Genomic DNA, 24,896 nt, shown 5'->3' on the forward strand with positions numbered 1-24,896 from the left:
AGGCGATTCGGCCTGGCCGGGAAATGCTTTAGTTCAGCTTCCACGTCAGCGGCACGACCAGCGACGCGGAGCCGCCCGGGGGAAGCGGGAAAGAACCGACCCGCTTGGCGACGGCCAGCGCCTCGCGATCGAGCACCGCCGATCCCGACGGTTCGACCAGGGAAACCGCGGCGATCGATCCATCGGTGGTGATCTCGAGCTTGATCTTTGCGGTGCCCTCGTCGCCGCGCATCTGTGCCGCGGCCGGATAGCTCTGCTTTGATGCCAGGAGCTGGCGGACCTTCAGGGTCCAGTCTGGCGTGGCCGCCGCATAGCATGCGCTCGCGGACAACAGCGTTGCGGCCAGGCCAAGCACCAGATTGCGCAGGGGATTCGTCACGGATTTACTCCTTGTTTCTACGGACGTTGAAATAGATGATTCGGGTTTCGACGCGGATAACGGCTGTGGTTAACGGCGGGCGGGCTTCAGAATTCCGCCCAGTCGTCCTCGTCGGCCTTGAGCGCGAGCGCGCCGTGGACCGCAGGCGCTGCAGCGTGGCGGGCACGCGGCGCCGGCGCATCGACGGGCCCCGCGGCATGGGCCGGCTGGTCCGCGCTGGTGCGGAAGGCGGACACCCGCTCGGCGAGACGCTGTGCCTCGGCCGACAGGCTTTGCACGCTGGCATTGGTCTCTTCGACCATCGCCGCATTCTGCTGGGTGACGCTGTCCATGGAGTTCACGCCGCCGCTGATTTCGGTCAGGCCCGAGGCTTGCTGCTCATTGGCTGCGGCGATGGCGGATACGAGATCGGTGACCTGCGCAAATTCCGCCACGATATCGCTCAGCGCCGATCCCGAGCGCTCGACGAGCTGCACGCCGGTGACGACCTGTTGGCTCGACGTCGCGATCAGGGCCCGGATCTTGCCCGCGGCTTCGGTGCAGCGCTGCGCCAGGACGCGGACTTCGGTGGCGACGACGGCAAAGCCGGCGCCTGCCTGGCCGGCGCGTGCCGCCTCGACCCCGGCGTTCAGCGCCAGCAAATTGGTCTGGAAGGCGAGATTGTCGATCGTCGAGACGATTTCTTCCATCTCCCGGCTCGATGTCTCGATGGTCTTCATCGCCGCGATCGCCTGGCCGGCGGTGCTGCCCATGGCTTCGGCGGATGACCGCGCAGCCGCGACCTTCTCGCTGGTTTCGCGGGCATTGCCAGCGGTCAGCCGGACGGTGCCCATGAACTGCTCGAGCGCAGACGCCGTGCAGGCCAGCGAATTGGCCTGGCGCTCGGTACGCTGCGACAGGTCCTGCGCTGCCTTGGCGATTTCCCCGGTGCCCGAACGGATCGTGCCGAAGCCGTCGACGATCTCGGTGATCGTCGAGGACAGGCGATCCAGTGCGTCGTTGAAGTCGCGATGGAGCTGGCCTAGCGGCCCTTCGGCATCATCGGGGACACGGACGGTGAGGTCGCCATGCGCGACGGCGGCAAGCCCGGCGCCGATCGCTTCGACCGTGCGCTGGGTGGCCTGGCTGCGCGCCTGGTCTTCGGTGGCGCGCTGCTGATCGGCGAGCGCGCGCTCCTGCTCTGCGGCGAACAGCGCCTTGAAGCCGTCGAGCGCCCGGGCGAGGCTGCCGATTTCATCGTGGCGGCGCATCGCCGGGATCGCAACCGAAAGATCGCCGTTGGACAGTGCCCTGACCGCATTGCCCATCCTCGACAGCGGCCGGGCGATACCCAGCAGCAGCATTGCCATCAGCAGCACCGCGATGAACAGCGCGGCGCCGATCGAACGGATGACGAGGAGGCGGGTCTTCGCATAGATCTCGCTGGCGGCGTGCGATGCCTGCTGGCCGCCCTTTTCGTTCAGGTCGACGAGCGCGAGGATATTGTCTTCGACCGCATAGAATCGATCGAGGCTGTCGCCGCGGAACATCGCGACGGCACCGGCCGAATCGCCGGCCTGGCTCAGCTGGACCATCTGCTGGTTGGCGGCCAGATAGTCCTGCCAGCTCGACTTGAGGGCGGCGAACGCGGCCTGCTGGTCGGCGTCCTTGGCATAGGCGGCATAGTCGGCCAGCATGGCCTTGATCGCCGTGTCGGCATTTCTGAGCTGGATGCCGGCCTTGCGCCGTCCCGCGTCATCCTCCGACATCACCTCCAGCCCCTGGCTGATGCGATATTGCGAGGTATAGGCGTGGATATCGCCGACGAGCTTGGTGGCCGGAAGCCATTGCGTGCGCATCTTGCTCGAAAGGTCGTTGACCTCGCCGATCTTGAGCACGGCGACACTGCCGAGACCTGCAATCATGCCCAGCATGGTCAGGAAGGCCAGGGCCATTTTCCCGCCGATACCGAATTTCGCCATCAAAGAACCCACCGCTCGCTCCTCCCAGTCCAGGAAGATACCTCAACCTGGAAATGATGGCGGAGCTTAGCCGTGAAATGGTTAATTCATTGTCGCCTGCCGGAGAGGCATGGGCGATTTACCGCCGCAAGCTGCGACTGCGTCGGAACTGATTGAATTCAGGATAAACTTTCAAGGCCGACACGACGCCGGCGGCGTCCCACGCCGGGGCCGCAACCCGCCGCAGGCGCGGCGGGAGCAATCGATTCGGCCGGCATCGGCGCGCCGGCCGAATCGGCTCATTCGAACTCGAGAATCACCGCATCGACGGCGAGGCTGTCGCCCGGCTTGGCCGCAACCGACTTGACCACGCCGGCCTTCTCGGCGCGCAGGATATTCTCCATCTTCATCGCCTCGACCACGGCCAGCGGCTGGCCGGCCTCGACCTTGGCGCCCTCCGTGGCATGGATCGCGGTCACCAGCCCCGGCATCGGGCAGAGCAGGAAGCGCGACATGTCCGGCGGGATCTTCTCGATCATGTGGTGCGACAGGGTCGCGACCAGCGGCGTCAGCACGCGCAGGTTATGGCTCGCGCCGCGCGTCGTGAAGCGCCAGCCGGTGCGCTTGCGCTCGACGCGCAGCGACAGTTCCTCGCCATCGACCAACGCCTCGACCAGGCGCTGGCCCGGAACATAGGGCGCATCGACGACCACGGCGGTTCCATCGACCAGCACCGAATCCCCGGAGAGTTCGATCTGGCGCTCGATGCCGTCGAGCGTCACCACCCAGCGGCTCGAGGGCTCGGCAGGGCCGTTCAGCCGGCCTTCGATCTGCGCCCCGCGCGCCGCATCGACGCTCGCAAGCACGCCCGCGATCGCGGCAAGCTGCAGGCTCAGCGTCTCGCTGGCCGGAGCGCCGGAGAAACCGTCGGGATATTCCTCGGCGATGAAGCCGGTGGTGATGTTGCCGCTGCGGAAGCGCGGGTGCTGCATCAGCGCTGACAGGAAGTCGATATTATGGCCGATGCCCTCGATCTCGAACCGGTCGAGCGCGCTGACCTGCTTGTCGATCGCGTCCTCGCGGGTCGCGCCGTAGCTGATCAGCTTGGCGATCATCGGATCGTAGAACATCGAGATCTCGGAGCCTTCATAGACTCCGTCGTCGACCCGGACATTGTCGACCTGCGCGGGCGGGCGATAGCGCACCAGGCGGCCGGTCGACGGCAGGAAGCCGCGATAGGGATCCTCGGCATAGACCCGGTTCTCGACCGCCCAGCCTTGGAGCTTCACCTGCTCCTGGGTGAGGGCGAGCTTCTCGCCATAGGCGACGCGGATCATCTGCTCGACCAGATCGAGCCCGGTGATGCACTCGGTGACCGGATGCTCGACCTGGAGGCGGGTGTTCATCTCGAGGAAGTAGAAGCCCTCGCCGCTGGTGTCGGCGCCGCTGACGATCAGCTCGACGGTGCCTGCGCTGTAATAGCCCACCGCGCGCGCCAGCGCGACGGCCTGCTCGCCCATCGCCTTGCGCATCTTGGGGGTGACGAAGGGCGACGGGGCCTCCTCGACCACCTTCTGATGGCGGCGCTGGATCGAGCATTCGCGCTCGTGCAGGTAGAGGATGTTGCCATGCTTGTCGCCGAGCACCTGGATCTCGATGTGGCGCGGGCTCTCGATGAATTTCTCGATGAAGACGCGGTCGTCGCCGAAGCTGCTGAGCCCCTCGCGCTTCACGCTCTCGAAATTCTCGCGGACGTCCTTCTCGCTATAGGCAAGGCGCATGCCCTTGCCGCCGCCGCCGGCCGACGCCTTCATCATCACCGGATAGCCGATGCCGTTGGCGATCTCGACGGCATGGTCGGTCGAGTCGATCTCGCCGACATAGCCGGGGACGACGTTGACGCCGGCCGCCTTGGCGAGCTTCTTCGATTCGATCTTGTCGCCCATCGCCGCGATCGCGCCGATCGGCGGGCCGATGAAGGCGATGCCGGCATCCTCGAGCGCCTGGGCGAAGCTGGTCCGCTCCGACAGGAAACCATAGCCGGGATGCACCGCCTCGGCGCCGGTGTCCTTGCACGCCTGGATGATCCTGTCGGCGATCAGGTAGGATTCCGACGCGGGCGGCGGCCCGATATGGACGGCTTCGTCCGCCATCTCGACATGCGGCGCCCGCGCATCGGCGTCCGAATAGACCGCAACGGTCTTTATGCCCATGCGCCGGGCCGTCTTGATCACGCGGCATGCGATTTCGCCGCGATTGGCGATCAGGATCTTCTTGAACATCTCGTCCCTTTGTCAGTCTTTTGCCGTCATCCTGAACCTGTTTCAGGATCCACCGGGACCGCCGAGCGCGCTCCCGTGGATAAGTGGATGCTGAAACAAGTCCAGCATGACGGGTGAAGTGATTACTCCGCCGCCAGAGCTTCCGGCGTGCTATTGATCGAACCCCTGAGCCCCAGCTTGGCGAACAGCCGCGAATCGGCATCGCTGCCCTGGTTGCCGGTGGTCAGCAGCCGGTCGCCGGTGAAGATCGAATTGGCGCCGGCGAGGAAGCAGAGCGCCTGGGTGGCCTCGCTCATGCTCTCGCGCCCCGCCGAAAGCCGCACGACCGAGCCCGGCATCGTGATCCGCGCGACGGCAACGGTGCGGACGAACTCGATATCGTCGATCCGCGCCTCGGGCAGGCCCTCCAGCATGTCGCCGAGCGGCGTGCCCTTGACCGGCACCAGCGCATTGATCGGCACGCTGCCCGGATGTTCGGGCAAGGTGGCCAGCGCATGGAGGAAGCCGACGCGGTCGGCGCGGTCCTCGCCCATTCCGACGATCCCCCCCGAGCAGACGTTGATCCCCGCCTTGCGGACGCGCTCCAGCGTGTTCAGGCGGTCGTCGAAGGTGCGGGTGGTGACGACCTTGTCATAATATTCCGGCGAGCTGTCGATATTGTGGTTGTAATAGTCGAGCCCGGCCTCGGCGAGCTTCTCGGTCTGCTCGTCGCTGAGCATGCCCAGCGTCATGCAGGTCTCCAGGCCCATCGCCTTGACGCCCTCGACCATCGAGACGATCGCGTCCATGTCGCGGTCCTTGGGGGAGCGCCAGGCGGCCCCCATGCAGAAGCGCTCGGAGCCCGATGCCTTGGCCTCGCGCGCCGCCGCCAGCACCTCCTCGACCTGCATCAGCTTGGTCGCCTGGAGGTCGGTGTCGTTGCCCGCCGCCTGGCTGCAATAGCCGCAATTCTCCGCACAGCCGCCGGTCTTGATCGACAGCAGGGTCGACAGCTGGACGGCGTTGGCGTCGTGATATTCGCGGTGTGAGGCCTGCGCCTGCCAGAGAAGGTCGTTGAACGGCAGTTCGAACAGCGCCGCGATCTCGCTGCGGGTCCAGTCGTGACGGATCATTCCGCGGCCTCCTCGAAGCCTTCGGGCGGCTGGTTGTGCCCGAGGAGCCTGAGCACCTCGGTCGCCGCGCCGACGAGGTTGGTGCCGGGGCCGAAGATGCCCTGCACGCCCGCGTCGCGCAGGAACTGGTAGTCCTGCGCCGGGATCACGCCCCCGGCGATGACCTTGATGTCGGTGCGGCCGGCCTCCTTGAGGTGGCCGATCAGCTCGGGGATCAGCGTCTTGTGCCCGGCGGCCAGGCTCGACGCGCCGACCACGTCGACATCGGCCTTGATCGCGAGCTCGGCGGCTTCCTTCGGAGTCTGGAACAGCGGCCCGGCCACCACCTCGAAGCCCAGGTCGCCGAACGCCGACGAGACGAGATTCGCGCCGCGGTCATGGCCGTCCTGACCCATCTTGGCGACCAGCATGCGCGGCTTGCGGCCCTTGCGGCGCTCGATCGCGGACACGCCCTCGATCAGGCCGGTCCAGCGCGCATCGTCGCCATAGGCGCCGCCATAAACCCCCTTCACCGGGGTTGGATTGGTGCCGTAGCGGCCGAACACCTGCTCCATCGCCGACGAGATCTCGCCCAGCGTGGCGCGGGCGCGCGCGCAGTCCACCGCCAGCGCGAGCAGGTTCTCGCTGCCTTTGGCGCCTTGGGTCAGCGCGGCGAGCGCCGCCTGGCATCTGGCCTCGTCACGGCCGGCCTTGACCTTGGCGATGCGGGCGACCTGCGATTCCCTTACCGCGACATTGTCGACGTCGAGGATGTCGATCGGGTCTTCCTGCGCGAGCTTGTACTTGTTGACCCCGACGATGACTTCATCGACCCGGTCGATCCGCGCCGCCTTGGCGGCCGAGGCCTCCTCGATCATTGCCTTGGGCCAGCCGGCGGCGACGGCCTTGGCCATGCCGCCCTCGGATTCGACCTTCTCGATGATCTCCCAGGCCTTGTCGACCAGCTCCTGGGTCAGCGCCTCGACATAATAGGAGCCGCCGAGCGGATCGACCACCTTGGTCATCCCGGTCTCTTCCTGGATGACGATCTGGGTATTGCGCGCGATCCGGGCCGAGAAATCGGTCGGCAGTGCGATCGCTTCGTCGAGCGCGTTGGTGTGGAGCGACTGGGTGCCGCCCAGCATCGCCGCCATCGCCTCGATCGTGGTGCGCATAACGTTGTTGTACGGATCCTGCTCGGTCAGCGACACGCCAGAGGTCTGGCAATGGGTGCGCAGCATCTTCGAGCGCTCGTCCTTCGCGCCCAGCTTCGTCATCACCCGATGCCACAGCACGCGCGCGGCGCGCAGCTTGGCGATCTCCATGAAGAAATTCATGCCGATCGCGAAGAAGAAGCTCAGCCGGCCCGCGAAGGCGTCGATGTCGAGCCCCGAGGCTACGCCATATTTCACATATTCCATGCCGTCGGCGATGGTGAAGGCGAGCTCCTGGACCTGCGTCGCCCCGGCTTCCTGCATGTGATAGCCCGAGATCGAGATCGAGTTGAACTTGGGCATGTTCTGCGAGGTGAAGGCGAAGATGTCCGAGATGATCCGCATGCTCGGCTCGGGCGGATAGATATAGGTGTTGCGGACCATGAACTCCTTGAGGATGTCGTTCTGGATGGTCCCGTCGAGCTGGGCCTGCGAAACGCCCTGCTCCTCGCCCGCGACGATGAAGAAGGCCAGGATCGGGATCACGGCGCCGTTCATCGTCATCGACACCGACATCTGGTCGAGCGGGATGCCGTCGAACAGGATCTTCATGTCGTCGATCGTATCGATCGCGACGCCGGCCTTGCCGACATCGCCCGTCACCCGCGGATGATCGCTGTCATAGCCGCGGTGGGTGGCGAGGTCGAAGGCGACCGACAGGCCCTTCTGGCCGGCCTTGAGGTTGCGATGATAGAAGGCGTTGGAGGCCTCGGCAGTCGAGAAGCCGGCATATTGGCGGATCGTCCAGGGACGCCCGGCGTACATCGATGCGCGCACGCCGCGGGTGAACGGCGCGAAACCCGGCAGGCCGGGATTGATGTCGGCCACGTCCTCGGCGGTGTAGAGCGGCTTGACGGCGATACCTTCCGGCGTGTTCCACGTCAGGTCCTTGCCCTTGACCTCCTTGGTGGCGGCCGCTTCCCATTTTGCCAGGTCCGGCGTCTTGTCGCTCATCGAAGCTTCCTCAGTGATTCGCGCCAGCCTTAGGCGTTTCCATGATCTCGGTCAGCACGCCGCCCATGTCCTTGGGGTGGACGAAGAAGATCGGCGTGCCATGCGCTCCGATGCGGGGCTCGCCCAGCACTTTCGCCCCCTTGGATTCGAACCAGGCCTTGGCGGCATGGATGTCGGGCACTTCATAGCAGAGATGATGCTGGCCACCCGCCGGGTTCTTGGCGAGAAAGCCGTGGATCGGCGAAGCTTCGCCCAGCGGCTCGATCAGTTCGATCTGGCTGTTGGGCGTGTCGACGAAGCACACCTTCACGCCCTGCGCGGGCAGGTCGAATGGTGCGCGGATCACCTCCGCGCCCATGACGTCGCGATAGAAGGCGATGCTCTCCTCGATCGAGGGCGTCGCGACCCCGACATGATTGAGGCGGCCCAGCTTCATCAGACCCGCTCCACCACCATCGCGATGCCCTGGCCACCACCGATGCACATCGTGATCAGGCCGTAGCGGCCGCCGGTGCGCTGCAGCTCATAAATGGCCTTGACCATCAGGATCGCGCCGGTCGCGCCGACCGGGTGGCCGAGCGCCACGCCAGAGCCGTTCGGGTTGAGCTTCTCGCGATCGAAGCCGAGCGTCTTGGCGACCGCGAGCGCCTGCGCCGCGAACGCCTCGTTCGCCTCGATGACGTCCATGTCATCGAGCTTCAGGCCCGCGCGCTTGAGCGCGACGGGGACCGCCTTGATCGGGCCTTCGCCCATATATTCGGGCTCGACGCCGGCATGGCCCCAGGCGATGATTTTCGCCATCGGCTTGAGGCCGCGCTTCTCGACTTCGCTGCCTGTCGCCAGCACGACCGCGGCCGCGCCGTCATTGATGCCCGAGGCATTGGCGGCGGTGACGGTGCCATCCTTCTTGAAGGCCGGCTTCATCTTGGCGAGGGTTTCGCCGTTGGTGTCGGCGCGCGGATGCTCGTCGGTATCGAACACGGTCACGCCCTTGCGGGTCTTGATCTCGATCGGAAGGATCTGCGCCTTGAAGCGGCCCTCCGCGATCGCGCGGCTAGCGCGCTGATGGCCCTCGAGGGCAAGCGCATCCTGCTCTTCGCGGGTGATCTGGTGGCGCTCGGCGCAATTTTCGGCGGTGATGCCCATATGATAGCCGCCCGAGGCGTCCTGCAGTCCCTGGACGAGCGCATCGGTCAGGACATTGTCGCCCATCTTGGTGCCCCAGCGGATGCCATGGTCATGATAGGGCACGTTCGACATCGACTCCGCGCCGCCCGCGACGGTGATGGATGCTTCGCCAAGCTGCATCATCTGCGCCGCCGATACGATCGCCTGCACACCCGAGCCGCACAGCCGGTTGAGCGTGAAGGCGGGCACCTCGAAGGGGATGCCGGCATTGAGCGCGATGGTGCGCGAGAGCATGCCATCCTTGGCGCTGGTCGGCATTACCTGCCCGATGACGACGTGCTGCACGTCGGTCGGCGCGACGCCGGCGCGGCCGATGGCCTCCGCCACCACCTTGGTGCCGAGATCCGACGGGAAGAAGCTCTTGAGCGATCCGCCGAAGTCCCCGATCGCGGTGCGAACGCCGCTGACGATATAGATTTCTTCCATCTTCACTCCCTCTCCCGCTGGCGGGGGAGGTTCGGGGAGAGGAGCCGAGCGTTAGCCAGGCTGTCCATCCGATCCGGTCCGCGGCGGCAAAAATTAAAAAAACCTCTCCCTGGCCTCTCCCGCAAGCGGGAGAGGCCGGAAGTCACAACGGTATATTATCGTGCTTCTTCCATGGATTTTCGAGGCTCTTGTTGCGGAGCTTGCGAAGGCCCAGGGCGATCCGCCGCCGTGTCGAATGCGGCATGATCACTTCGTCGATGAATCCCTTCGAGGCGGCGACGAACGGATTGGCGAAGCGATCCTCATATTCCTTGGTGCGCGCGGCGATCTTGTCCTTGTCGCCGATATCCTTGCGGAAGATGATCTCGACCGCGCCCTTGGCGCCCATCACCGCGATCTCCGCGGTCGGCCAGGCATAGTTTAGGTCGCCGCGCAGATGCTTGGAGGCCATGACGTCATAGGCGCCGCCATAGGCCTTGCGGGTGATCACGGTGATCTTCGGGACGGTGGCCTCGCCATAGGCGAACAGCAGCTTGGCGCCATGCTTGATGATGCCGTTATGCTCCTGCGATGTGCCGGGCAGGAAGCCGGGCACGTCGACGAAGGTGATGATCGGGATATCGAAGGCGTCGCAGAAGCGCACGAACCGCGCAGCCTTCTTCGAGGAGTTGATGTCGAGGCAGCCGGCCAGCACCATTGGCTGATTGGCGACGATCCCCACCGGCCGGCCCTCGATGCGGCCGAAGCCGATCACGATATTGGCGGCATGATTGGGCTGGACCTCGAAGAAATCGCCTTCGTCGACGACCTTGTTGATCAGCTCCTTGATGTCATAGGGCTTGGCCGCGCTGTCGGGGATCAGCGTGTCGAGGCTGGCGTCGAGCCGGTCCCACGGATCGTCGGTCGGACGCACCGGCAGCTCGTGGCGGTTCGACAGCGGCAGGAAATCGACGAAATCGCGAACCGAAAGCAGCGCCTCGATGTCGTTCTCGAAGGCGTTGTCGGCCACCGAGGTCTTGGTGGTGTGGGTCACGGCGCCGCCGAGGTCCTCCTGGGTCACCACCTCGTTGGTGACCGTCTTGACCACGTCGGGGCCGGTCACGAACATGAAGCTGCTGTCCTTCACCATGAAGATGAAGTCGGTCATCGCCGGTGAATAGACCGCGCCGCCCGCGCAGGGGCCCATGATCACGCTGATCTGCGGAATCACCCCGGAGGCGAGGATGTTGCGCTGGAACACCTCGGCATAGCCGGCAAGGCTGGCGACGCCCTCCTGGATGCGGGCGCCGCCCGAATCGTTGAGGCCGATCACCGGGGCGCCGACCTTCATCGCCATGTCCATGACCTTGCAGATCTTCTGGGCATGCCGCTCGCTCAGCGCGCCGCCATAGACCGTGAAGTCCTGGCTGAACAGGAACACCAGCCGGCCGTTGATCGTGCCCGATCCGGTGACGACGCCGTCGCCCGGGATATGCTCCTGCTCCATGCCGAAATCGGTGCAATTATGCTCGACATACATGTCGAGCTCCTCGAACGAGCCTTCGTCGAGCAGCACCTGGACGCGCTCGCGCGCGGTCAGCTTGCCCTTCTTGTGCTGCGCGTCGATGCGCTTGCTGCCGCCGCCCAGCCGCGCGGCCGTGCGTTTTTCTTCGAGCTTCTGCAGGATCGCCAGCATTTTGGGCACTCTGCTCCCTTGGATGATTCTGCGCGCCCCCTTTCCAAGCTTTGCGGGATAACGCAAATGTGAAATTGCGGAATTGCGAAATGGAGATTTGCAAATAGCCTCGGCGCAGGCCTCTTCACCAGCCCTCAGTGCTGTGCCAAGCTATTTGCGGATTAAGATCTGCATTTTGCAAAATGAGAGCTGAAGATGGCGAGGCGCACCGGAACCAGATTATTCGCGGGGCACGAGCTGAAGGCTCTTCGCCAGCGTGCCGGGCTCGGTCAGGCCGCGATGGCGCAGCGTGTCGGGCTGTCGGTATCCTATCTCTCACAGCTCGAAAATGACGACCGGCCGGTCACGCCGGCGGTGACCGAATCCTTTGCCCGCGCCTTCCCGATCGACTGGAATGGCGCGCAGGCCGACGATGCCGACCGGCGGCTGGCCGCGCTGCGCGAGGCCTTTGCCGATCCGCTGTTCGCGGCGGCGGGCCTGGGCGGGCCGGCGCTACATCGCGCGGTGGAGCAGCAGCCGCTTTTCGCCGACCATTTCGTCCGGCTGCATGATGCCTATCGCCGCATCGAGGGCCGGTTGCAGATGGTCGATGACCGGATCGCGATCGGCGTGCCCGGCGATGACCGGCTGCCCTGGGAAGAAGTGCGCGACTGGTTCCACGAGGAGGGCAATTATGTCGACAGCATCGACCGCGCCGCGGAGACGCTGGCGCAGGAACTTGACGCCGAGCCGTTGACCGAGGGCCTGATCGCGCATGTGCTGAAGGAGCGCCACGGCGTCGATGTTCTCGTAGCGAGCGACGATGGCGGCATGCTGCGCCGATTCGACCGCGCGCGCGGGCTGCTGACGATCGGTACCGCCCAGCCGCCCGAGACCCGGCGCTTCATGATGGCGCACCAGCTCGCCCTGCTCGAATTCCGCTGGCAGATCGCCGTCGTGGCCGGCAAGGCGCAGCTGCGCGCGGCCGAGGCGCACCCGCTGCTCTCGGTCGGCCTCGCCAATTATGCGGCCGGCGCGCTGCTGATGCCCTATGGCCGGTTCCGCGAAACCGCGCGGGCGATGCGCCACGACATCGACCGGCTGTGCCAGCGCTTCGGAGTCAGCTTCGAACAGGCTTGCCATCGGCTGTCGACCTTGCAGCGCCCGGCCGAGCGCGGCGTGCCCTTTTTCTTCTGCCGGGTGGACATGGCCGGCAACATCACCAAGCGCCACTCCGCGACGCGGCTGCAGTTCGCGCGCTTCGGCGGCGCCTGCCCGCTATGGATCGTGCATGAGGCGGTGGCGATTCCCGACCGGATCCTGGTCCAGATGGCGGAGATGCCCGACGGCGCGCGCTATGTCTCGATGGCCAAGGGCCTGGTGAAGCCTTCGGGCTCTTTCACCCGCGCGCCGCGTCGCTTCGCCGTAGCGCTCGGCTGCGAGGTCGAGCACGCCCGCGACTTCATCTATGCCGACGCGCTGGACATCGCCAATGTCGAGGCGGCGATGCCGATCGGCATTTCCTGCCGGCTCTGCCCACGCCAGCATTGCGACCAGCGCGCCTTCCCGCCGGCCGGCCGTGAGATCACCGTCGATGCGGATCGTCGCGACGTGGTGCCCTACCGGGTGGGCTAGGGTCTGTTCCACTTAGACTCGATCCAGTTCAGATTGAACCGGATCGAGTCTGGATTTTGTCAGTTTTCCGTGATTTCCGAGCCGGCAGATGACTCCATCCGCCTCGAAATCACTCTAGGCTGAACCGCTCATCCCGAGTAGCCGTTGAGCGAAGTCGAAATGGCGTATCGAAGGACTGTCCTTCGATACGGGTCTTCGCCAAGCTCAGCCCCTACTCAGGATGAGCGGGTGACGATTCGATCTGAACGGGGTCGAGCCCAGCGTTGTTTCAGTGCTCGAACGCGGGGCGCGGATGCGCCCGCCGGCGCCTGACGTTAAAAGCTCGGTACCGGCGTTTCTCCCGAATAGTCGTAGAAGCCCTTGCCGCTCTTGCGGCCGAGCCAGCCGGCTTCGACCATCTTGAGCAGGATCGGCGCGGGGCGGTATTTCGGATCGCCGAAGTCACCCTGAAAGACGCGCAGCACCTCGAGGATGGTATCGAGGCCGATCATGTCGCACAGCGTCAGCGGGCCCATCGGATGGCCGGCGCCGAGCTTCAGGCCGGCGTCGATGTCGGGGATCGACGCAAGCCGTTCGCCGGCGGCGAAACATGCCTCGTTGAGCAGGGGCACCAGGATACGGTTGACCACGAAACCGGGGCTGTCGACGGCGATGATCGTCGTCTTGCCGGTACGCCGGCCGAACTCCTGCGCCGCGGTGATCGAGCTGTCGCTCGTCGCGAGCCCCTTGATCAGTTCGAGCAGCGGCATCAGCGGCACGGGATTGAAGAAGTGCATGCCGATGAAGCGCGCCGGATCGGGCGCCGCCTGGGCGAGCCGCGTGATCGAGATCGACGAGGTGTTGGTGGCGAGGATCGCGGTGGGGCTCAGCACCTTGCCGATGCTATCGAAGATCGTCCGCTTGACTGCTTCACGCTCGGTCGCGGCCTCGATGATCAGGTCGGCCGCCCGCATCGGCTCGAGATCGGCGACCGGCACCAGCAGATCCACGGCGCGATCGCGCTTCTCGGCTTCCAGCTTGCCGCGCTCGACCGCCTTGTCGAGCATCTTGACGATTCCGGCCTTGCCCTTGGCGGCGACGTCGAGCGACACGTCCGACAGGAGCACCTTCATGCCGGCCTGCGCGGCGATCTGGGCGATTCCGGCTCCCATCTGTCCCGCGCCGACCACTCCGATGATGTCCATATGCTGCCTCCGCCATGATGCTTCGCCGCCTGTTATCGGGCGGACGCCTCCGCCGCAATCGGCATGTCCCATTCGGAGAGGACGGCGGGATCCTGCTCCACGGGCCGCCGTCTCGCCCGTTCGTCGCCGAAGCCGGACGGGTCGAGTCGCGACAGCGCCCAGATGGCGGCGCCCCGCACGATCGGCGCGGGATCGTCGAGCAGGCGCCGGATCGCCGGCAGCAGCGCCGGCAGCGTGCTGTTGCCCGCGGCGATGGCGGCGTTGCGGACCATCCGGTCCCGGCCAATCCGCTTGATCGGTGAACCTGCGAAGATCGCGCGGAAGCTGGCATCGTCGAGGCGGAGCAGGTCGGCAAGCTCGGGAGCGGCCAGTTCGGCGCGGCCGGCAAAGGCCCGGTTCGCGGCGGCATGTTCGGCGAATTTGTTCCAGGGGCAGACGGCGAGGCAATCGTCGCAGCCATAGATGCGATTGCCGATAGGCGCGCGGAATTCCGGCGGAATCGGGCCGCGATGCTCGATGGTGAGATAGGAGATGCAGCGGCGCGCATCGACGACATAGGGGCTGGGGAAGGCGTCGGTCGGGCAAGCGGCCTGGCAGGCATTGCAGCTGCCGCAGCGATCGTCATGCGCCTCGTCGGGCGGCAGGTCGAGCGTCGTCATGATCGCGCCGAGGAACAGCCAGTTGCCGAAGTCGCGCGAGACGACATTGCTGTGCTTGCCCTGCCAGCCGAGTCCCGCCGCCGTCGCGAGCGGCTTCTCCATCACCGGCGCGGTATCGACGAACACCTTCAATTCGCCGCCGCCGCGCTCGATCAACCAGCGCGCGAGCGCCTTGAGCGCCTTCTTCACGATATCGTGATAGTCGGCCCCCTGCGCATAGGCCGAGATTCGCCCGATGCCAGGCTCGCCGGCGAGCCGCATCGGGTCCTCGCGCGGGGCGTAGCTCATGCCGAGCATGATCAGGCTGGCGGCTTCGGGCCACAGCGCCTGCGGCCGGCCGCGCTGCCCCTTGCGCGCTTCCATCCAGTCCATCGAACCATGTGCGCCCGACGCCAGCCAGGCATCCAGCCGGGCCGCGCTCTCCGGGGCGGCATCGGCGCGCGCAAAGCCGCAGGCGGCAAAGCCAAGTGCCAGCGCCTCGGCGCGGATCGCTTCGCGCAACGCGAACGGGTCGTCGATGGTCATCGGCTCCTATTCTAGGGATGTTGCGTAACCTTCGCCAAGGTTGATGCGTATCTGCTCCATTCCCACATGGGCGCGAGAGGAGAGGCCGGATGATCGATCGCAGGACAGTGCTGGGCGCAGGGATGACGACGGCGGTTGCGGCCATCATCGCGGGCAGGGCTATGTCGGCGCCACAGGAGCGGTTCGAGGTCAGTCTCAGCGACGCCGAATGGCGCAAGCGGCTGAGCCCGGCCGCCTACCAGACCCTGCGCCACGAGGCGACCGAACCGCCCTTTTCGAGCCCGCTCAACAAGGAGCATCGCGTCGGCACCTTCACCTGCGCGGGCTGCGCGCTGCCGCTGTTCGCGTCGCGCACCAAGTTCGACAGCGGCACCGGCTGGCCCAGTTTCTGGGCGCCGCTGCCCAAGGCGGTTGAAACCAGTACCGATCATCTGCTCGGCTTTGCCCGCACCGAGGTGCATTGCCGCCGCTGCGGCGGCCATCTCGGCCATGTCTTCGACGACGGCCCGCCACCCACCGGCAAGCGCTATTGCATGAACGGCGTGGCGCTGGCGTTCGTGCCGAAAAGCTGAACCACCTTCGACCTCTGCCTCGTCGTCATCCCGGCGAAGGCCGGGATCTCAGGAGAATAGCGCGGCGCGTAACCTACCGCGATCCCGGTCTCCGCCGGGATGACAGACCCTCCTTGGACAGGACACGAAAAACCCGGCCTCCTTGCGGAAGCCGGGCTTTTTCTCGTCTGATCCGGGGATCAGCTGAGCGGGGTGAGGTTCACCGCGGCATATTTGCCGCGACGATCGACCTCGAGTTCGAACTCGAGTCGGTCGCCCTCGTTGAGGTTGGTCATCCCCGCGCGTTCGACCGCCGAGATGTGGACGAAGGCGTCCGGCTGTCCATCGTCGCGCTGGATGAAGCCGAAGCCCTTCATCGCGTTGAAGAACTTGACCGTTCCGCTCGCCTTCTCGCCGGTGAGCTGCCGCGAAGGGCCGCCACGCGGAGCGCCGCCGGCGGCGCCAGGACCACCGAAGCCGCCTTCGCGAGGCTCGCGCGGGGCGCGTTCCTCGACGGCCATCGGCTCGCCGTCGATCTTGAGATCGGTCGCCGAGACCCGGCCGCCGCGATCGACGAGGGTGAACTCGAGCGGCTGGCCATCGGCCAGACCGGTCAGCCCCGCCTGCTCGACCGCGGAGATGTGAACGAACACATCCTCGCCGCCATCATCGCGGACGATGAAGCCGAAGCCCTTCTGGCCATTGAAGAATTTTACGACGCCTTTGCCTTCGCCGATGACCTGGGCAGGCATGCCGCCACGGGCTCCGCCGCCGCCACCGCCGAAACCACCGCCGCCGCCGCCGCCGCGGAAACCGCCACCGCCGCCGCCGCCGAAGCGATCACCGCCGCCGCCACCGCCGCCGAAACGGTCACCGCCGCCTCCATAACCGCCGCCGCCACCGAAGCGATCACCGCCACCGCCGAAACCGCCTCCACTATAGCCGCCGTAACTCTCGTCACCGAAGCCGTCGCGCTTGTCCCTGCCGCCGCGCGGACCGCGCTTACCTCTATCGAAACCCATGCCTTGCAGTTCTTCCCGAATCTCGCCCCATATCTCGAAAGGATCATGCGCCGGGCGCGGGCGCATCATCCTCCGGGCGTGAAAACCAGTCGCGCCAAAGATAAGCCATAAAGCAATTAGCGACCGGCTGCGAGCGGTTTCACGGCCGATAGCCCCCCGAAGTTACGCCGACAGGACCGAAAGTGAGGCCGGATCGAGAATGTTACCGTGTTTTCTCACGGTTCCCGGCTTCGCTTGGCGCACGATTCGCCGCAAGGGGCTTGCCGAGTCGCAGGACGTATCCGACGTCCGGCGAAACTCCCGGCTTATCCCCCGCTGAACGACCTGAAGGACATCATGCCCGATCTCGCCGCCATTTTCGCCGACCCCGCCAACTGGGCGGCGCTGGCCGCCCTGGTGACGATGGAGGTGGTGCTCGGCATCGACAACCTCATCTTCATCTCGATCCTCACCAACAAGCTGCCCGAGCAATATCGCGCGCGGGCCCGGATGATCGGCATCGGCCTCGCGCTGGGCCTGCGGCTGGTGCTGCTCAGCCTGATCGCCTTCATCGTCACGTTGACGCGGCCGGTGTTCGAGGCGTTCGGCCATCCGCTGTCGTGGCGTGACATGATCCTGATCGCAGGCGGCCTGTTCCTGGTCTGGAAGGCGACCAAGGAGATCCACCACAACGTCGACCATGACGACGAAGGCGACATGTTCGACGCGAAGAGGGCCGGGCTCGGCTTCGGTGCCGCGATCGTCCAGATCATCCTGCTCGACCTGGTCTTCTCGATCGATTCGATCATCACCGCGGTCGGCATGACCGATCATGTCCCGATCATGTTCATTGCCGTGATCGCCGCCGTCGGCGCGATGATGACCGCGGCCGGCCCGCTGTCGCGCTTCATCGAGAAGAATCCCACGGTGGTGATGCTCGCGCTCGCCTTCCTCTTCATGATCGGCATGACGCTGATCGCCGAGGGCTTCGGCGTCCATGTGCCGAAGGGCTATATCTATGCAGCGATGGCTTTCTCGGCGCTGGTCGAAAGCCTGAACATGGTCCAGCGCAAGGCCCGCAGGAGGCGGGCGCAATAGCGCCGTGGCGCGCGCCGCCGGCGCGGGGGTTCTTGCCCTGCCCCCGTCGGAGCCTTAAGGCGGCGCGATGACAGTTTATTTGCACCAGGAGGACCTGCCCGAAGGCGTTCTCGCGCCCGGGCCGGTTGCGGTCGATACCGAGACGATGGGGCTGGTCACGCCGCGCGACCGGCTGTGCCTCGTCCAGATCTCGGATGGCGGCGGCGACGAGCATCTCGTCCGTTTCGCCGCCGGCAGCGACTATGCCGCGCCGAACCTGCGCGCCGTCCTGGCCGATCCCGAACGGATCAAGCTCTACCATTTCGCGCGGTTCGATCTCGCCGCGATCAAGCATTATCTCGGCGTGGTGGCCGCGCCGGTCTACTGCACCAAGACCGCGTCGCGGCTGATCCGCACCTATACCGATCGCCACGGCCTCAAGGAGCTGGTCCGCGAGCTGCTCGGCCAGGAAGTGTCGAAGCAGCAGCAAAGCTCCGACTGGGGCGCGGCCGAGCTGTCCGACGCGCAGAAGGACTATGCCGCATCCGACGTGCGCTATCTCCATGCGATGCGCACGATCCTCGACGAGCGGCTGGTCCGCGAGGGCCGCATGGCGCTGGCCCAGGCCTGTTTCGACTTCCTGCCCGCCCGTGCCGAGCTCGATCTCGCCGGCTGGCCCGAGATCGACATCTTCGCGCATGTCTGAACTGGCCGATCGCGCCAGGAGCGAACGCCAGCTCTGGGCCGCGACCGGCAGCAGCCATGACCGCGTCATCGCGATCCTGCGGCTGGTCCTGCCGGTGGCGATCGTCGCGCTGGTGATCCTGCTCGCCCTCGCGCCGCTCACCGTCGGCCGGGACATCAGCTTCGTGCTGTCCAAGGACCGGGTCGACGTCGCGCGCGAGCGGATGCGCGTCACCGCCGCCACCTATCGCGGCCAGGATTCGAAGGGTCAGCCCTTCGAGCTCAACGCCGCCTCGGCGGTGCAGGTCTCGTCGCGCGATCCGGTGGTGCGGCTGCAGAAGCTCGCCGCGACGATCCGGCTTGAGGATGGCCCGGCACGGGTCGACGCCGGGCATGGCCGCTACGACATGGACAGCGAAAAGGTCGCGATCGACGGTCCGGTGCTGTTCCGCTCGGCGGACGGCTACCGCATCGAGACGCGCGACGTCGGCATCGATCTCAAGAGCCGCACCGCCGCGAGCAAGGGCCCGGTCGACGGACGGATGAACATCGGGACCTTTTCAGGCGACCGCTTCACCGCCGATCTGAACTCGAGGGTGGTTGTGCTGGAGGGGCGCGCGCGCTTGCATATCGACCAGCGGCGGGCCAAGTGAGCGGCGACATGACGAGCGGAAGGAACGATGGAATGCAGCGTGCGGTGCTGGCGAAAACGCTGCTGGTCGCGCTTCTCGCCGGGGCGGCGGCGTCCGCTTCGGCGCAGGCCGTGTCCGCCCTCAAGAATCATGATGCCGGCGCCCCGGTCGATTTCGCCGCGGACCGGATCGAATTGCAGGACCGTGCCGACCGTGCGGTGCTGACCGGCAATGTCGACATCACCCAGGGCGACATGCGGCTGCGCGCCAGCCGCGTCACCATCGCCTACACCTCTGCCAACCAGACCCAGGTCACCCGCATGGACGCCTCGGGCGGCGTCACCCTGACGAGCCGCACCGAAACCGCGCGCGCCCAGTTCGGCATCTATGACCTGCGCAGCCGGCTCGTCACGATGATCGGCGGCGTCGTGCTGTCGCGACCCGGCCAGGGCGAGACCCGCGGCAACCGCATGGTGCTCAATATGAATACCGGCCTGGCCACGCTCGACGGCGGCGCGGTCGGCGGCAGCGGTGGCGGCCGCGTGACGGGCCGCTTCACGCCCCCGCCCCGTGCGGCGGCAGCGCCCAGCAAGAACTAGCGCCCTTTTTTCAAGTAAACCGCTCATCCTGAGTAGGGGCTGAGCTTGGCGAAGACCCGTATCGAAGGACGGTCCTTCGATACGCCACTTCGCCAAGCTCAGTAGCTCCTCAGGACGAGCGGTGTCTTGCTCAGCTCGAACAAAACAGACCCTAGCCTCTCAACGCCCGCAGCCCCGCGCGGTAGTCCGGGTAGCGCGGCGTCCAGCCGAGCAGGCGTTTCGCCTTGCCATTGGCGACGCGCCGGTTCTCGCCATAAAAAGCGCGGGCGGCGGGCGACAAGCCGGCGTCTTCAAGTGCCAGCAGCGGCGGATAGGGCAGGCCGAGCAGGTCGCACGCCGCCTCGATCACCCGGTTCTGGGCGACCGGCAGGTCGTCGGCAAGATTATACGTGCCCGCCGACCCCCGCTCCAGGCTGGCCAGCACCCCGCCGACGATGTCATCGACATGGACGCGGCTGAACACCTGTCCGGGCAGGTCGATGCGATGCGCCGCGCCGGCCGTCACCCGGTCGAGCGGCGAGCGGCCGGGGCCGTAAATGCCGGGCAGCCGGAATATGCGGGCTTCGCGGTGGAGCGCCGCCCAGGCGCGGTCGGCGGCGGCGCGGGCGCCGCGCCGGCCGGTGCCGATCGGCGCGCTTTCGTCGACCCAGGCGCCGCCGGTATCGCCATAGACGCCGCTCGACGACAGATAGCCGATCCACGTCGCGCGGCAGCGTGAGAGCGCCGCCGCATAGCGTGCGAGCACCGGATCGCCGTCGCCATCGGGTGGCACCGAAGACAGGATATGGCTGGCTCGGCCGATCGCCGCGAGCACCCGGTCTCCCCGCTCGATCTCTGCACGGCCAACCGTTTCGACAACGAAACCACGACCTTGCACGGCTGCTGATATGTGCGATGCTGTATAGCCGGGGCCGAAGATCAGAAATGTCGCCATGGCGTCGCTGTAGACAGGTTTGCGGATCGCCGCAGCATTGTTTGTCCAACCGGAGGGGCTTAGACTGTGGCCATGCTCGACATCCAGAACGCAGCCGCCAATCCCCCGGTCATCCGTCGCGCGGATTATCGCAAGCCCGACTGGCTGATGCCGGACGTGTTCCTCGATTTCTCGCTGGACCCGGCCAGGACCCGGGTGACGGGCCGGCTCGAGGTGACCCGCAACGGATCGCACAACCACCCGTTGCGGCTGTACGGCGACGGGCTCACCCCGCTGGTCGTGCTGATCGATGGAGAATCGCAGGCCGATGCCTGGCGGATGGACGGGGCCGACCTCGTGATCGACCTGCCCGGCAATGCCCATAGCATCGAGACCCAGGTCGAGATCAGCCCGGAGTCGAACCTGCAGCTGATGGGGCTCTACGCTTCGGGCGGCAATCTGTGCAGCCAGTGCGAGCCCGAGGGCTTCCGCCGGATGACCTTCTTCCTCGACAGGCCGGATGTGCTGAGCCGCTATCGAGTCCGCATGGACGCCGACAAGGCGCGCTTCCCGGTGCTGCTGTCGAACGGCGACCTGACCGCGAGCGGCGGCATGCCCGGCGGCCGCCACTTCGCCGAGTGGACCGATCCCTTTCCCAAGCCGAGCTATCTGTTCGCGCTGGTCGCGGCCGACCTCGCCGCCAATGTCGACAGCTTCACCACCAAGAGCGGCCGCGAGGTCAAGCTGGCCATCTGGGTGGTCGAGAGCGACCTGCCCAAGACCGGCCATGCGATGGCGGCACTCAAGGCGTCGATGGCGTGGGACGAGAGGGTCTATGGCCTGGAATATGACCTGGGCGAGTACAACATCGTCGCGGTGAGCGATTTCAACTTCGGGGCGATGGAGAACAAGAGCCTCAACATCTTCAATTCGCGCTATATCCTCGCCGATCCGGACACCGCCACCGACATCGATTACGACGGCGTCTCGGGCGTCGTCGCCCATGAATATTTCCACAACTGGTCGGGCAACCGCGTCACCTGCCGCGACTGGTTCCAGCTGTCGCTGAAGGAAGGCTTCACCGTCTTCCGCGACCAGTGCTTCAGCGCCGACCAGGGCTCTGCCGCGGTCAAGCGGATCGAGGATGTCCGGCTGCTGCGCGCCGCGCAATTCCCCGAGGATGCCGGCCCGCTCGCGCATCCGATCCGTCCGGAAAGCTACATGGAGGTTTCGAACTTCTATACCGCGACCGTCTACAACAAGGGCGCCGAGGTGATCCGCATGCTCCACACCTTGCTGGGGCCGCAGAAATTCCGGGCAGGATCAGACCTCTATTTCGCCCGCCATGACGGCACCGCCGCCACCTGCGAGGATTTCGTGCTGGCCATGGAGGAAGCGAGCGGCATCGACCTGGCCCAGTTCCGCCTATGGTATTCGCAGGCCGGCACCCCCCGCGTCCGCGCCACGCTGACCCATGAGCCCGCCGGCGGGCGGGCGCTGCTGACGCTGGAGCAAACCGTGCCGCCGACGCCGGGCCAGCCCGACAAGCAGCCGATGCTGATCCCGCTCAAGATATCGCTGTTCGGCGAACTCAGCGCCAAGCCGTTCGAGGAAGAGCGGCTGGTGCTGCTCGACAGCGACCGCCACGAGATTTTGTTCGAAGGCATCGCCGAGCGACCGGTGCTGTCGATCAACCGCGGTTTTTCGGCGCCGGTGGTGATCGACGCCGACCGCTCCGCCGCCGATCTCGCCTTCCTGTCCGCGCATGACGACGATCCCTTCGGTCGTTACGAGGCGATGCAGCAGCTGATGGTCGACACGATGCTCGCCGCCGTTTCGACCGGCGAGGCCGATCACGGCCCGGTGATCGACGCGGTGCGCAACACGCTGACCGACCCGCGGCTCGACTTCGCCTTCATCGGCGAGACGATGCTGCTGCCGTCCGAATCCTTCATCGGCGACCAGATGCCGATGGTCGATCCGGTCGCGATCCACCGCGCCCGCGAAGCGTTGCGCCGCGATCTGGGCGCCGCGCTGGAGGATGAGTGGCGCCACGCCTATGACCGCACCCAGGCGAACCGCTTCGAGCTGTCGCCGCAGGCCAAGGGCGCGCGCCGGCTGCGGTCGATCGCGCTGGGTTTCATCATGGCGAGCGGGGCGGAGGATGCGCCGGCGCTGGCGCTCAAGCAATTCGACGCAGCCGATAACATGACCGACCGCCAGGGCGCGTTCGGCATTCTGGCCAACAGCATGACCCCGGAGCGGGACATCGCCATCGCCGCCTTCTACGAGCGTTTCCGCGCCAATGGGCTGGTGATGGACAAATGGTTCTCGACCCAGGCCTTCTCGATCCGGCCCGATACGCTCGACCGCGTCGAGGAACTGGTGCGCCATCCCGACTTCACCATTGCCAATCCGAACCGGCTGCGCTCGGTGGTCGGCGCGATGTCCGGCAATCAGCTGATCTTCCACGAGGCGAGTGGCCGCGGCTATCGCTTCCTGGCCGACATGCTGTTGAAGGTCGATGGCCTCAATCCGCAGACCGCGGCCAAGCTCGTCCCCCCGCTCGGCCGCTGGCGCCGCTTCGACGAAGCGCGCGCAAGGCTGATGAAGGCCGAGTTGCAGCGGATGATGAACACGCCGGGCCTGTCGAAGGACGTGTTCGAGCAGGTATCGAAGAGCCTGGCGTAATTCCCGCCGGCTTCAGGCCTGGCGGCGCAATCGCACCAGCGCGGCATCGAGCGCCGACAGGAAACGCGACCGATCGGTCTTGGCGAAGGGCGCGGGGCCGCCGATGCCGTCGCCCACTGCTCCGGCGCGCAGATCGGCCATGATCGCGCGGGTCGCCACCGCCGCGCCGATCGAATTGGCGGTAAACGGCTTGCCGGTCGGCGAGATCACCGTCGCGCCGGCCTTCAGGCAGCGATCGGCGAGCAGGATATCGGCAGTGACCACCACCGAACGGGCATCGCTGGCCTCGGCGATCCAGTCATCGGCGGCATCGAAGCCGCTGCCGACCACCACCTTGTCAATCAACGGATGCGCGGGGATGCGCAGGTGCGAATTGCTGACCAGCGTCACCGGCACCTCGAGGCGCCAGGCGACCTTGTAGATCTCGTCCTTCACCGGGCAGGCGTCGGCGTCGACCAGGATGCGGAGCGCGCCGTTCATCGCTCGTCGGCGCCTGACCGAACACCAGATTGGATGCGATTGGTAGTTCGCCGGCTTCGCCAAGGTTGATGCGTCGACATGCTTCCGCTTAGTCTCAAGCGGGGAATGAGGGGAAGCAAAATGACCGGGGACAGCGCCGTGGCGGCCGACGATGTGCCGACTGCCGCCATCGAGGAGCAGGATGATTATGTCGCCGAAGCCTGGCCCTGGGCGCGGTTTTGTGCACGGATATTCGATTATTATCTCCTGTCACTGGTGCTGGGCGGGGCGCTCGGCCTCGTCGCTCCCGCCGTGACGGACCAGCCGATATTTTCCGGCCGGCTCGGCGATTATCTGCTCGGCCTGGTGACCCTGCCCTTTGCCTTGCTGATCGACGCGCTGAATCAAAGCGTGATCGGCACCACGCCGGGCAAGGCGATCGCCGGCATCAGGGTGGAAACGCTCGACCATGGCATGCTTAGCCTGGGGCAGGCGGTCCGCCGGAACCTGCTCGTCTATCTGCGCGGTTTCATGCTGGGTTTGCCGATCCTGGTGCTGGTGGGCTATAGCAACGGCTATCAGCGGGTCAGCAATTTCCAGCCCACCAGTTGGGACGAGGAGCTCGGCACGCGCGTCTACGAGCGCGGCAGCAACATCATCCGAACTTTCATCACCGGCGTACTGGTGGTCGGCATTGTCGTCGGCAGCCTTTTGGCGGGCGAAACGATGAAGGCCAAGGCACCCGACATGCGGGCGGCGGAAATCCAGGCGGCCCTTCCCATGCTCAACAAGGGCCTGCCGACCTTCATCGATGACGTCACCCGGCTCGACCGCGTCACCTATGCGGCGGAACAGGATGAGATGTTGTTCTCCTACACGCTGGTCCATCGCGATGCTTCGCCGGTGAAGGATAGCGAAATCACCGGCCTAGACGCTATCGCGCCCAGGCTGAAGGCGACCTATTGCAGCCCAGGAATGAAGGCTTTTCGCGATACGAACCTGCCCGTCCGGCATCTTTATCAGCGTATCGACGGGCGGGTGGAACAGGATTATCGCGTCGCCCCCGCGGACTGCCCCTGATCCGCGATATTGGCGAACCGGCCGGACTCGTCGCTTATCGGCGCGCATCGCACAAGCGGCCCGACATCTGCCGGGTCA

General features: G+C 66.1%; 21 protein-coding genes. 8 read left to right on the plus strand and 13 right to left on the minus strand.

All coding sequences use genetic code 11. The features are described 5' to 3' along the window. Positions 1 to 28 precede the first annotated feature (28 nt). The 8 genes from AC1DQK_RS04720 to AC1DQK_RS04755 all read right to left on the minus strand — a co-directional run bounded on the left by AC1DQK_RS04720 (position 29) and on the right by AC1DQK_RS04755 (position 11,149). Complete coding sequence (locus AC1DQK_RS04720) at positions 29 to 379, minus strand: energy transducer TonB family protein (RefSeq protein WP_477867929.1); 351 nt, start codon at positions 377 to 379, stop codon at positions 29 to 31. 86 nt (positions 380 to 465) lie between these two features. Further along, positions 466 to 2,352 (minus strand): methyl-accepting chemotaxis protein, encoded by a 1,887-nt coding sequence (locus AC1DQK_RS04725; protein ID WP_477867931.1) that lies wholly within the window; start codon positions 2,350 to 2,352, stop codon positions 466 to 468. A gap of 266 nt (positions 2,353 to 2,618) precedes the next feature. Then, positions 2,619 to 4,601: an acetyl-CoA carboxylase biotin carboxylase subunit gene (locus AC1DQK_RS04730; protein ID WP_477867933.1), complete on the minus strand. Its 1,983-nt coding sequence runs from the start codon at positions 4,599 to 4,601 to the stop codon at positions 2,619 to 2,621. Between the two features lie 122 nt (positions 4,602 to 4,723). Continuing rightward, entirely contained in the window at positions 4,724 to 5,713 is a 990-nt protein-coding gene (gene bioB, locus AC1DQK_RS04735; RefSeq protein WP_477867935.1) for a biotin synthase BioB, read from the minus strand. Next, positions 5,710 to 7,860, minus strand: coding sequence for a methylmalonyl-CoA mutase (scpA, locus tag AC1DQK_RS04740; protein WP_477867937.1), 2,151 nt, complete (start codon positions 7,858 to 7,860; stop codon positions 5,710 to 5,712). The genes bioB and scpA overlap by 4 nt, the downstream gene beginning before the upstream one ends. Before the next feature lie 10 nt (positions 7,861 to 7,870). Then, positions 7,871 to 8,296: a methylmalonyl-CoA epimerase gene (gene mce, locus AC1DQK_RS04745; protein WP_477867939.1), complete on the minus strand. Its 426-nt coding sequence runs from the start codon at positions 8,294 to 8,296 to the stop codon at positions 7,871 to 7,873. Continuing rightward, complete coding sequence (gene bktB, locus AC1DQK_RS04750) at positions 8,296 to 9,474, minus strand: beta-ketothiolase BktB (RefSeq protein WP_477867941.1); 1,179 nt, start codon at positions 9,472 to 9,474, stop codon at positions 8,296 to 8,298. Before bktB ends, mce begins: the two co-directional genes overlap by 1 nt. Before the next feature lie 142 nt (positions 9,475 to 9,616). Continuing rightward, positions 9,617 to 11,149: an acyl-CoA carboxylase subunit beta gene (locus AC1DQK_RS04755; protein WP_477869226.1), complete on the minus strand. Its 1,533-nt coding sequence runs from the start codon at positions 11,147 to 11,149 to the stop codon at positions 9,617 to 9,619. 195 nt (positions 11,150 to 11,344) lie between these two features. Between AC1DQK_RS04755 and AC1DQK_RS04760 the strand changes: the two genes are divergently transcribed. Beyond that, complete coding sequence (locus AC1DQK_RS04760; protein ID WP_477867943.1) at positions 11,345 to 12,763, plus strand: helix-turn-helix domain-containing protein; 1,419 nt, start codon at positions 11,345 to 11,347, stop codon at positions 12,761 to 12,763. A 314-nt stretch (positions 12,764 to 13,077) separates the two neighbouring features. Here AC1DQK_RS04760 and AC1DQK_RS04765 read toward each other — a convergent pair whose 3' ends face one another. Together AC1DQK_RS04765 and queG are read right to left on the minus strand one after the other, a co-directional pair. Then, positions 13,078 to 13,947 (minus strand): 3-hydroxyacyl-CoA dehydrogenase family protein, encoded by an 870-nt coding sequence (locus AC1DQK_RS04765; RefSeq protein WP_477867945.1) that lies wholly within the window; start codon positions 13,945 to 13,947, stop codon positions 13,078 to 13,080. 32 nt (positions 13,948 to 13,979) lie between these two features. Next, positions 13,980 to 15,131: a tRNA epoxyqueuosine(34) reductase QueG gene (gene queG, locus AC1DQK_RS04770; protein ID WP_477867947.1), complete on the minus strand. Its 1,152-nt coding sequence runs from the start codon at positions 15,129 to 15,131 to the stop codon at positions 13,980 to 13,982. A gap of 89 nt (positions 15,132 to 15,220) precedes the next feature. Between queG and msrB the strand changes: the two genes are divergently transcribed. Then, positions 15,221 to 15,703 (plus strand): peptide-methionine (R)-S-oxide reductase MsrB, encoded by a 483-nt coding sequence (msrB, locus tag AC1DQK_RS04775; RefSeq protein WP_477867949.1) that lies wholly within the window; start codon positions 15,221 to 15,223, stop codon positions 15,701 to 15,703. 179 nt (positions 15,704 to 15,882) lie between these two features. Here the strand turns inward: msrB and AC1DQK_RS04780 are convergent, their stop codons facing one another. Further along, complete coding sequence (locus AC1DQK_RS04780; RefSeq protein WP_477867951.1) at positions 15,883 to 16,704, minus strand: cold-shock protein; 822 nt, start codon at positions 16,702 to 16,704, stop codon at positions 15,883 to 15,885. Positions 16,705 to 17,040: 336 nt separating this feature from the next. Here AC1DQK_RS04780 and AC1DQK_RS04785 point away from each other — a divergent pair, with 336 nt between their 5' ends. The 4 genes from AC1DQK_RS04785 (at position 17,041) to AC1DQK_RS04800 (ending at position 19,675) form a co-directional block, all read left to right on the plus strand. Further along, positions 17,041 to 17,781: a TerC family protein gene (locus tag AC1DQK_RS04785; RefSeq protein ID WP_477867953.1), complete on the plus strand. Its 741-nt coding sequence runs from the start codon at positions 17,041 to 17,043 to the stop codon at positions 17,779 to 17,781. 67 nt (positions 17,782 to 17,848) lie between these two features. Next, a complete protein-coding gene (locus tag AC1DQK_RS04790) occupies positions 17,849 to 18,466 on the plus strand; it encodes a ribonuclease D (RefSeq protein WP_477867955.1) in 618 nt (205 codons plus the stop codon). Next, entirely contained in the window at positions 18,459 to 19,097 is a 639-nt protein-coding gene (gene lptC, locus AC1DQK_RS04795; RefSeq protein WP_477867957.1) for an LPS export ABC transporter periplasmic protein LptC, read from the plus strand. The genes AC1DQK_RS04790 and lptC overlap by 8 nt, the downstream gene beginning before the upstream one ends. An 8-nt stretch (positions 19,098 to 19,105) precedes the next feature. Continuing rightward, positions 19,106 to 19,675: an LptA/OstA family protein gene (locus AC1DQK_RS04800; protein WP_477867959.1), complete on the plus strand. Its 570-nt coding sequence runs from the start codon at positions 19,106 to 19,108 to the stop codon at positions 19,673 to 19,675. A gap of 151 nt (positions 19,676 to 19,826) precedes the next feature. Here the strand turns inward: AC1DQK_RS04800 and AC1DQK_RS04805 are convergent, their stop codons facing one another. After that, positions 19,827 to 20,609, minus strand: a complete 783-nt coding sequence (locus AC1DQK_RS04805) for a Rossmann-fold NAD(P)-binding domain-containing protein (RefSeq protein ID WP_477867961.1) — start codon at positions 20,607 to 20,609, stop codon at positions 19,827 to 19,829. Positions 20,610 to 20,681: 72 nt separating this feature from the next. Here AC1DQK_RS04805 and pepN point away from each other — a divergent pair, with 72 nt between their 5' ends. Beyond that, entirely contained in the window at positions 20,682 to 23,279 is a 2,598-nt protein-coding gene (pepN, locus tag AC1DQK_RS04810) for an aminopeptidase N (RefSeq protein WP_477867963.1), read from the plus strand. Between the two features lie 12 nt (positions 23,280 to 23,291). On the opposite strand, the gene AC1DQK_RS04815 is transcribed toward pepN, so the two are convergent. After that, on the minus strand, positions 23,292 to 23,759 hold the full coding sequence (locus AC1DQK_RS04815; protein WP_477867965.1) for a YaiI/YqxD family protein: 468 nt from the start codon (positions 23,757 to 23,759) through the stop codon (positions 23,292 to 23,294). 120 nt (positions 23,760 to 23,879) lie between these two features. Here AC1DQK_RS04815 and AC1DQK_RS04820 point away from each other — a divergent pair, with 120 nt between their 5' ends. Beyond that, a complete protein-coding gene (locus AC1DQK_RS04820; protein ID WP_477867967.1) occupies positions 23,880 to 24,818 on the plus strand; it encodes an RDD family protein in 939 nt (312 codons plus the stop codon). The last annotated feature ends 78 nt before the right edge of the window (positions 24,819 to 24,896 follow it).

It is taken from the genome of Rhizorhabdus sp. P4_G5 (assembly GCF_056401065.1).

Excerpts from the sequence above, each read along its gene's own strand:
- AC1DQK_RS04730 (WP_477867933.1), bottom strand. The coding sequence starts at position 4,601 with ATGTTCAAGAAGATCCTGATCGCCAATCGCGGCGAAATCGCATGCCGC.
- bioB (WP_477867935.1), bottom strand. The coding sequence starts at position 5,713 with ATGATCCGTCACGACTGGACCCGCAGCGAGATCGCGGCGCTGTTCGAA.
- scpA (WP_477867937.1), bottom strand. The coding sequence starts at position 7,860 with ATGAGCGACAAGACGCCGGACCTGGCAAAATGGGAAGCGGCCGCCACC.
- mce (WP_477867939.1), bottom strand. The coding sequence starts at position 8,296 with ATGAAGCTGGGCCGCCTCAATCATGTCGGGGTCGCGACGCCCTCGATC.
- bktB (WP_477867941.1), bottom strand. The coding sequence starts at position 9,474 with ATGGAAGAAATCTATATCGTCAGCGGCGTTCGCACCGCGATCGGGGAC.
- AC1DQK_RS04755 (WP_477869226.1), bottom strand. The coding sequence starts at position 11,149 with ATGCTGGCGATCCTGCAGAAGCTCGAAGAAAAACGCACGGCCGCGCGG.
- AC1DQK_RS04760 (WP_477867943.1), top strand. The coding sequence starts at position 11,345 with ATGGCGAGGCGCACCGGAACCAGATTATTCGCGGGGCACGAGCTGAAG.
- AC1DQK_RS04765 (WP_477867945.1), bottom strand. The coding sequence starts at position 13,947 with ATGGACATCATCGGAGTGGTCGGCGCGGGACAGATGGGAGCCGGAATC.
- queG (WP_477867947.1), bottom strand. The coding sequence starts at position 15,131 with ATGACCATCGACGACCCGTTCGCGTTGCGCGAAGCGATCCGCGCCGAG.
- msrB (WP_477867949.1), top strand. The coding sequence starts at position 15,221 with ATGATCGATCGCAGGACAGTGCTGGGCGCAGGGATGACGACGGCGGTT.
- AC1DQK_RS04780 (WP_477867951.1), bottom strand. The coding sequence starts at position 16,704 with ATGGGTTTCGATAGAGGTAAGCGCGGTCCGCGCGGCGGCAGGGACAAG.
- AC1DQK_RS04785 (WP_477867953.1), top strand. The coding sequence starts at position 17,041 with ATGCCCGATCTCGCCGCCATTTTCGCCGACCCCGCCAACTGGGCGGCG.
- AC1DQK_RS04790 (WP_477867955.1), top strand. The coding sequence starts at position 17,849 with ATGACAGTTTATTTGCACCAGGAGGACCTGCCCGAAGGCGTTCTCGCG.
- lptC (WP_477867957.1), top strand. The coding sequence starts at position 18,459 with ATGTCTGAACTGGCCGATCGCGCCAGGAGCGAACGCCAGCTCTGGGCC.
- AC1DQK_RS04800 (WP_477867959.1), top strand. The coding sequence starts at position 19,106 with ATGACGAGCGGAAGGAACGATGGAATGCAGCGTGCGGTGCTGGCGAAA.
- AC1DQK_RS04805 (WP_477867961.1), bottom strand. The coding sequence starts at position 20,609 with ATGGCGACATTTCTGATCTTCGGCCCCGGCTATACAGCATCGCACATA.
- pepN (WP_477867963.1), top strand. The coding sequence starts at position 20,682 with ATGCTCGACATCCAGAACGCAGCCGCCAATCCCCCGGTCATCCGTCGC.
- AC1DQK_RS04815 (WP_477867965.1), bottom strand. The coding sequence starts at position 23,759 with ATGAACGGCGCGCTCCGCATCCTGGTCGACGCCGACGCCTGCCCGGTG.
- AC1DQK_RS04820 (WP_477867967.1), top strand. The coding sequence starts at position 23,880 with ATGACCGGGGACAGCGCCGTGGCGGCCGACGATGTGCCGACTGCCGCC.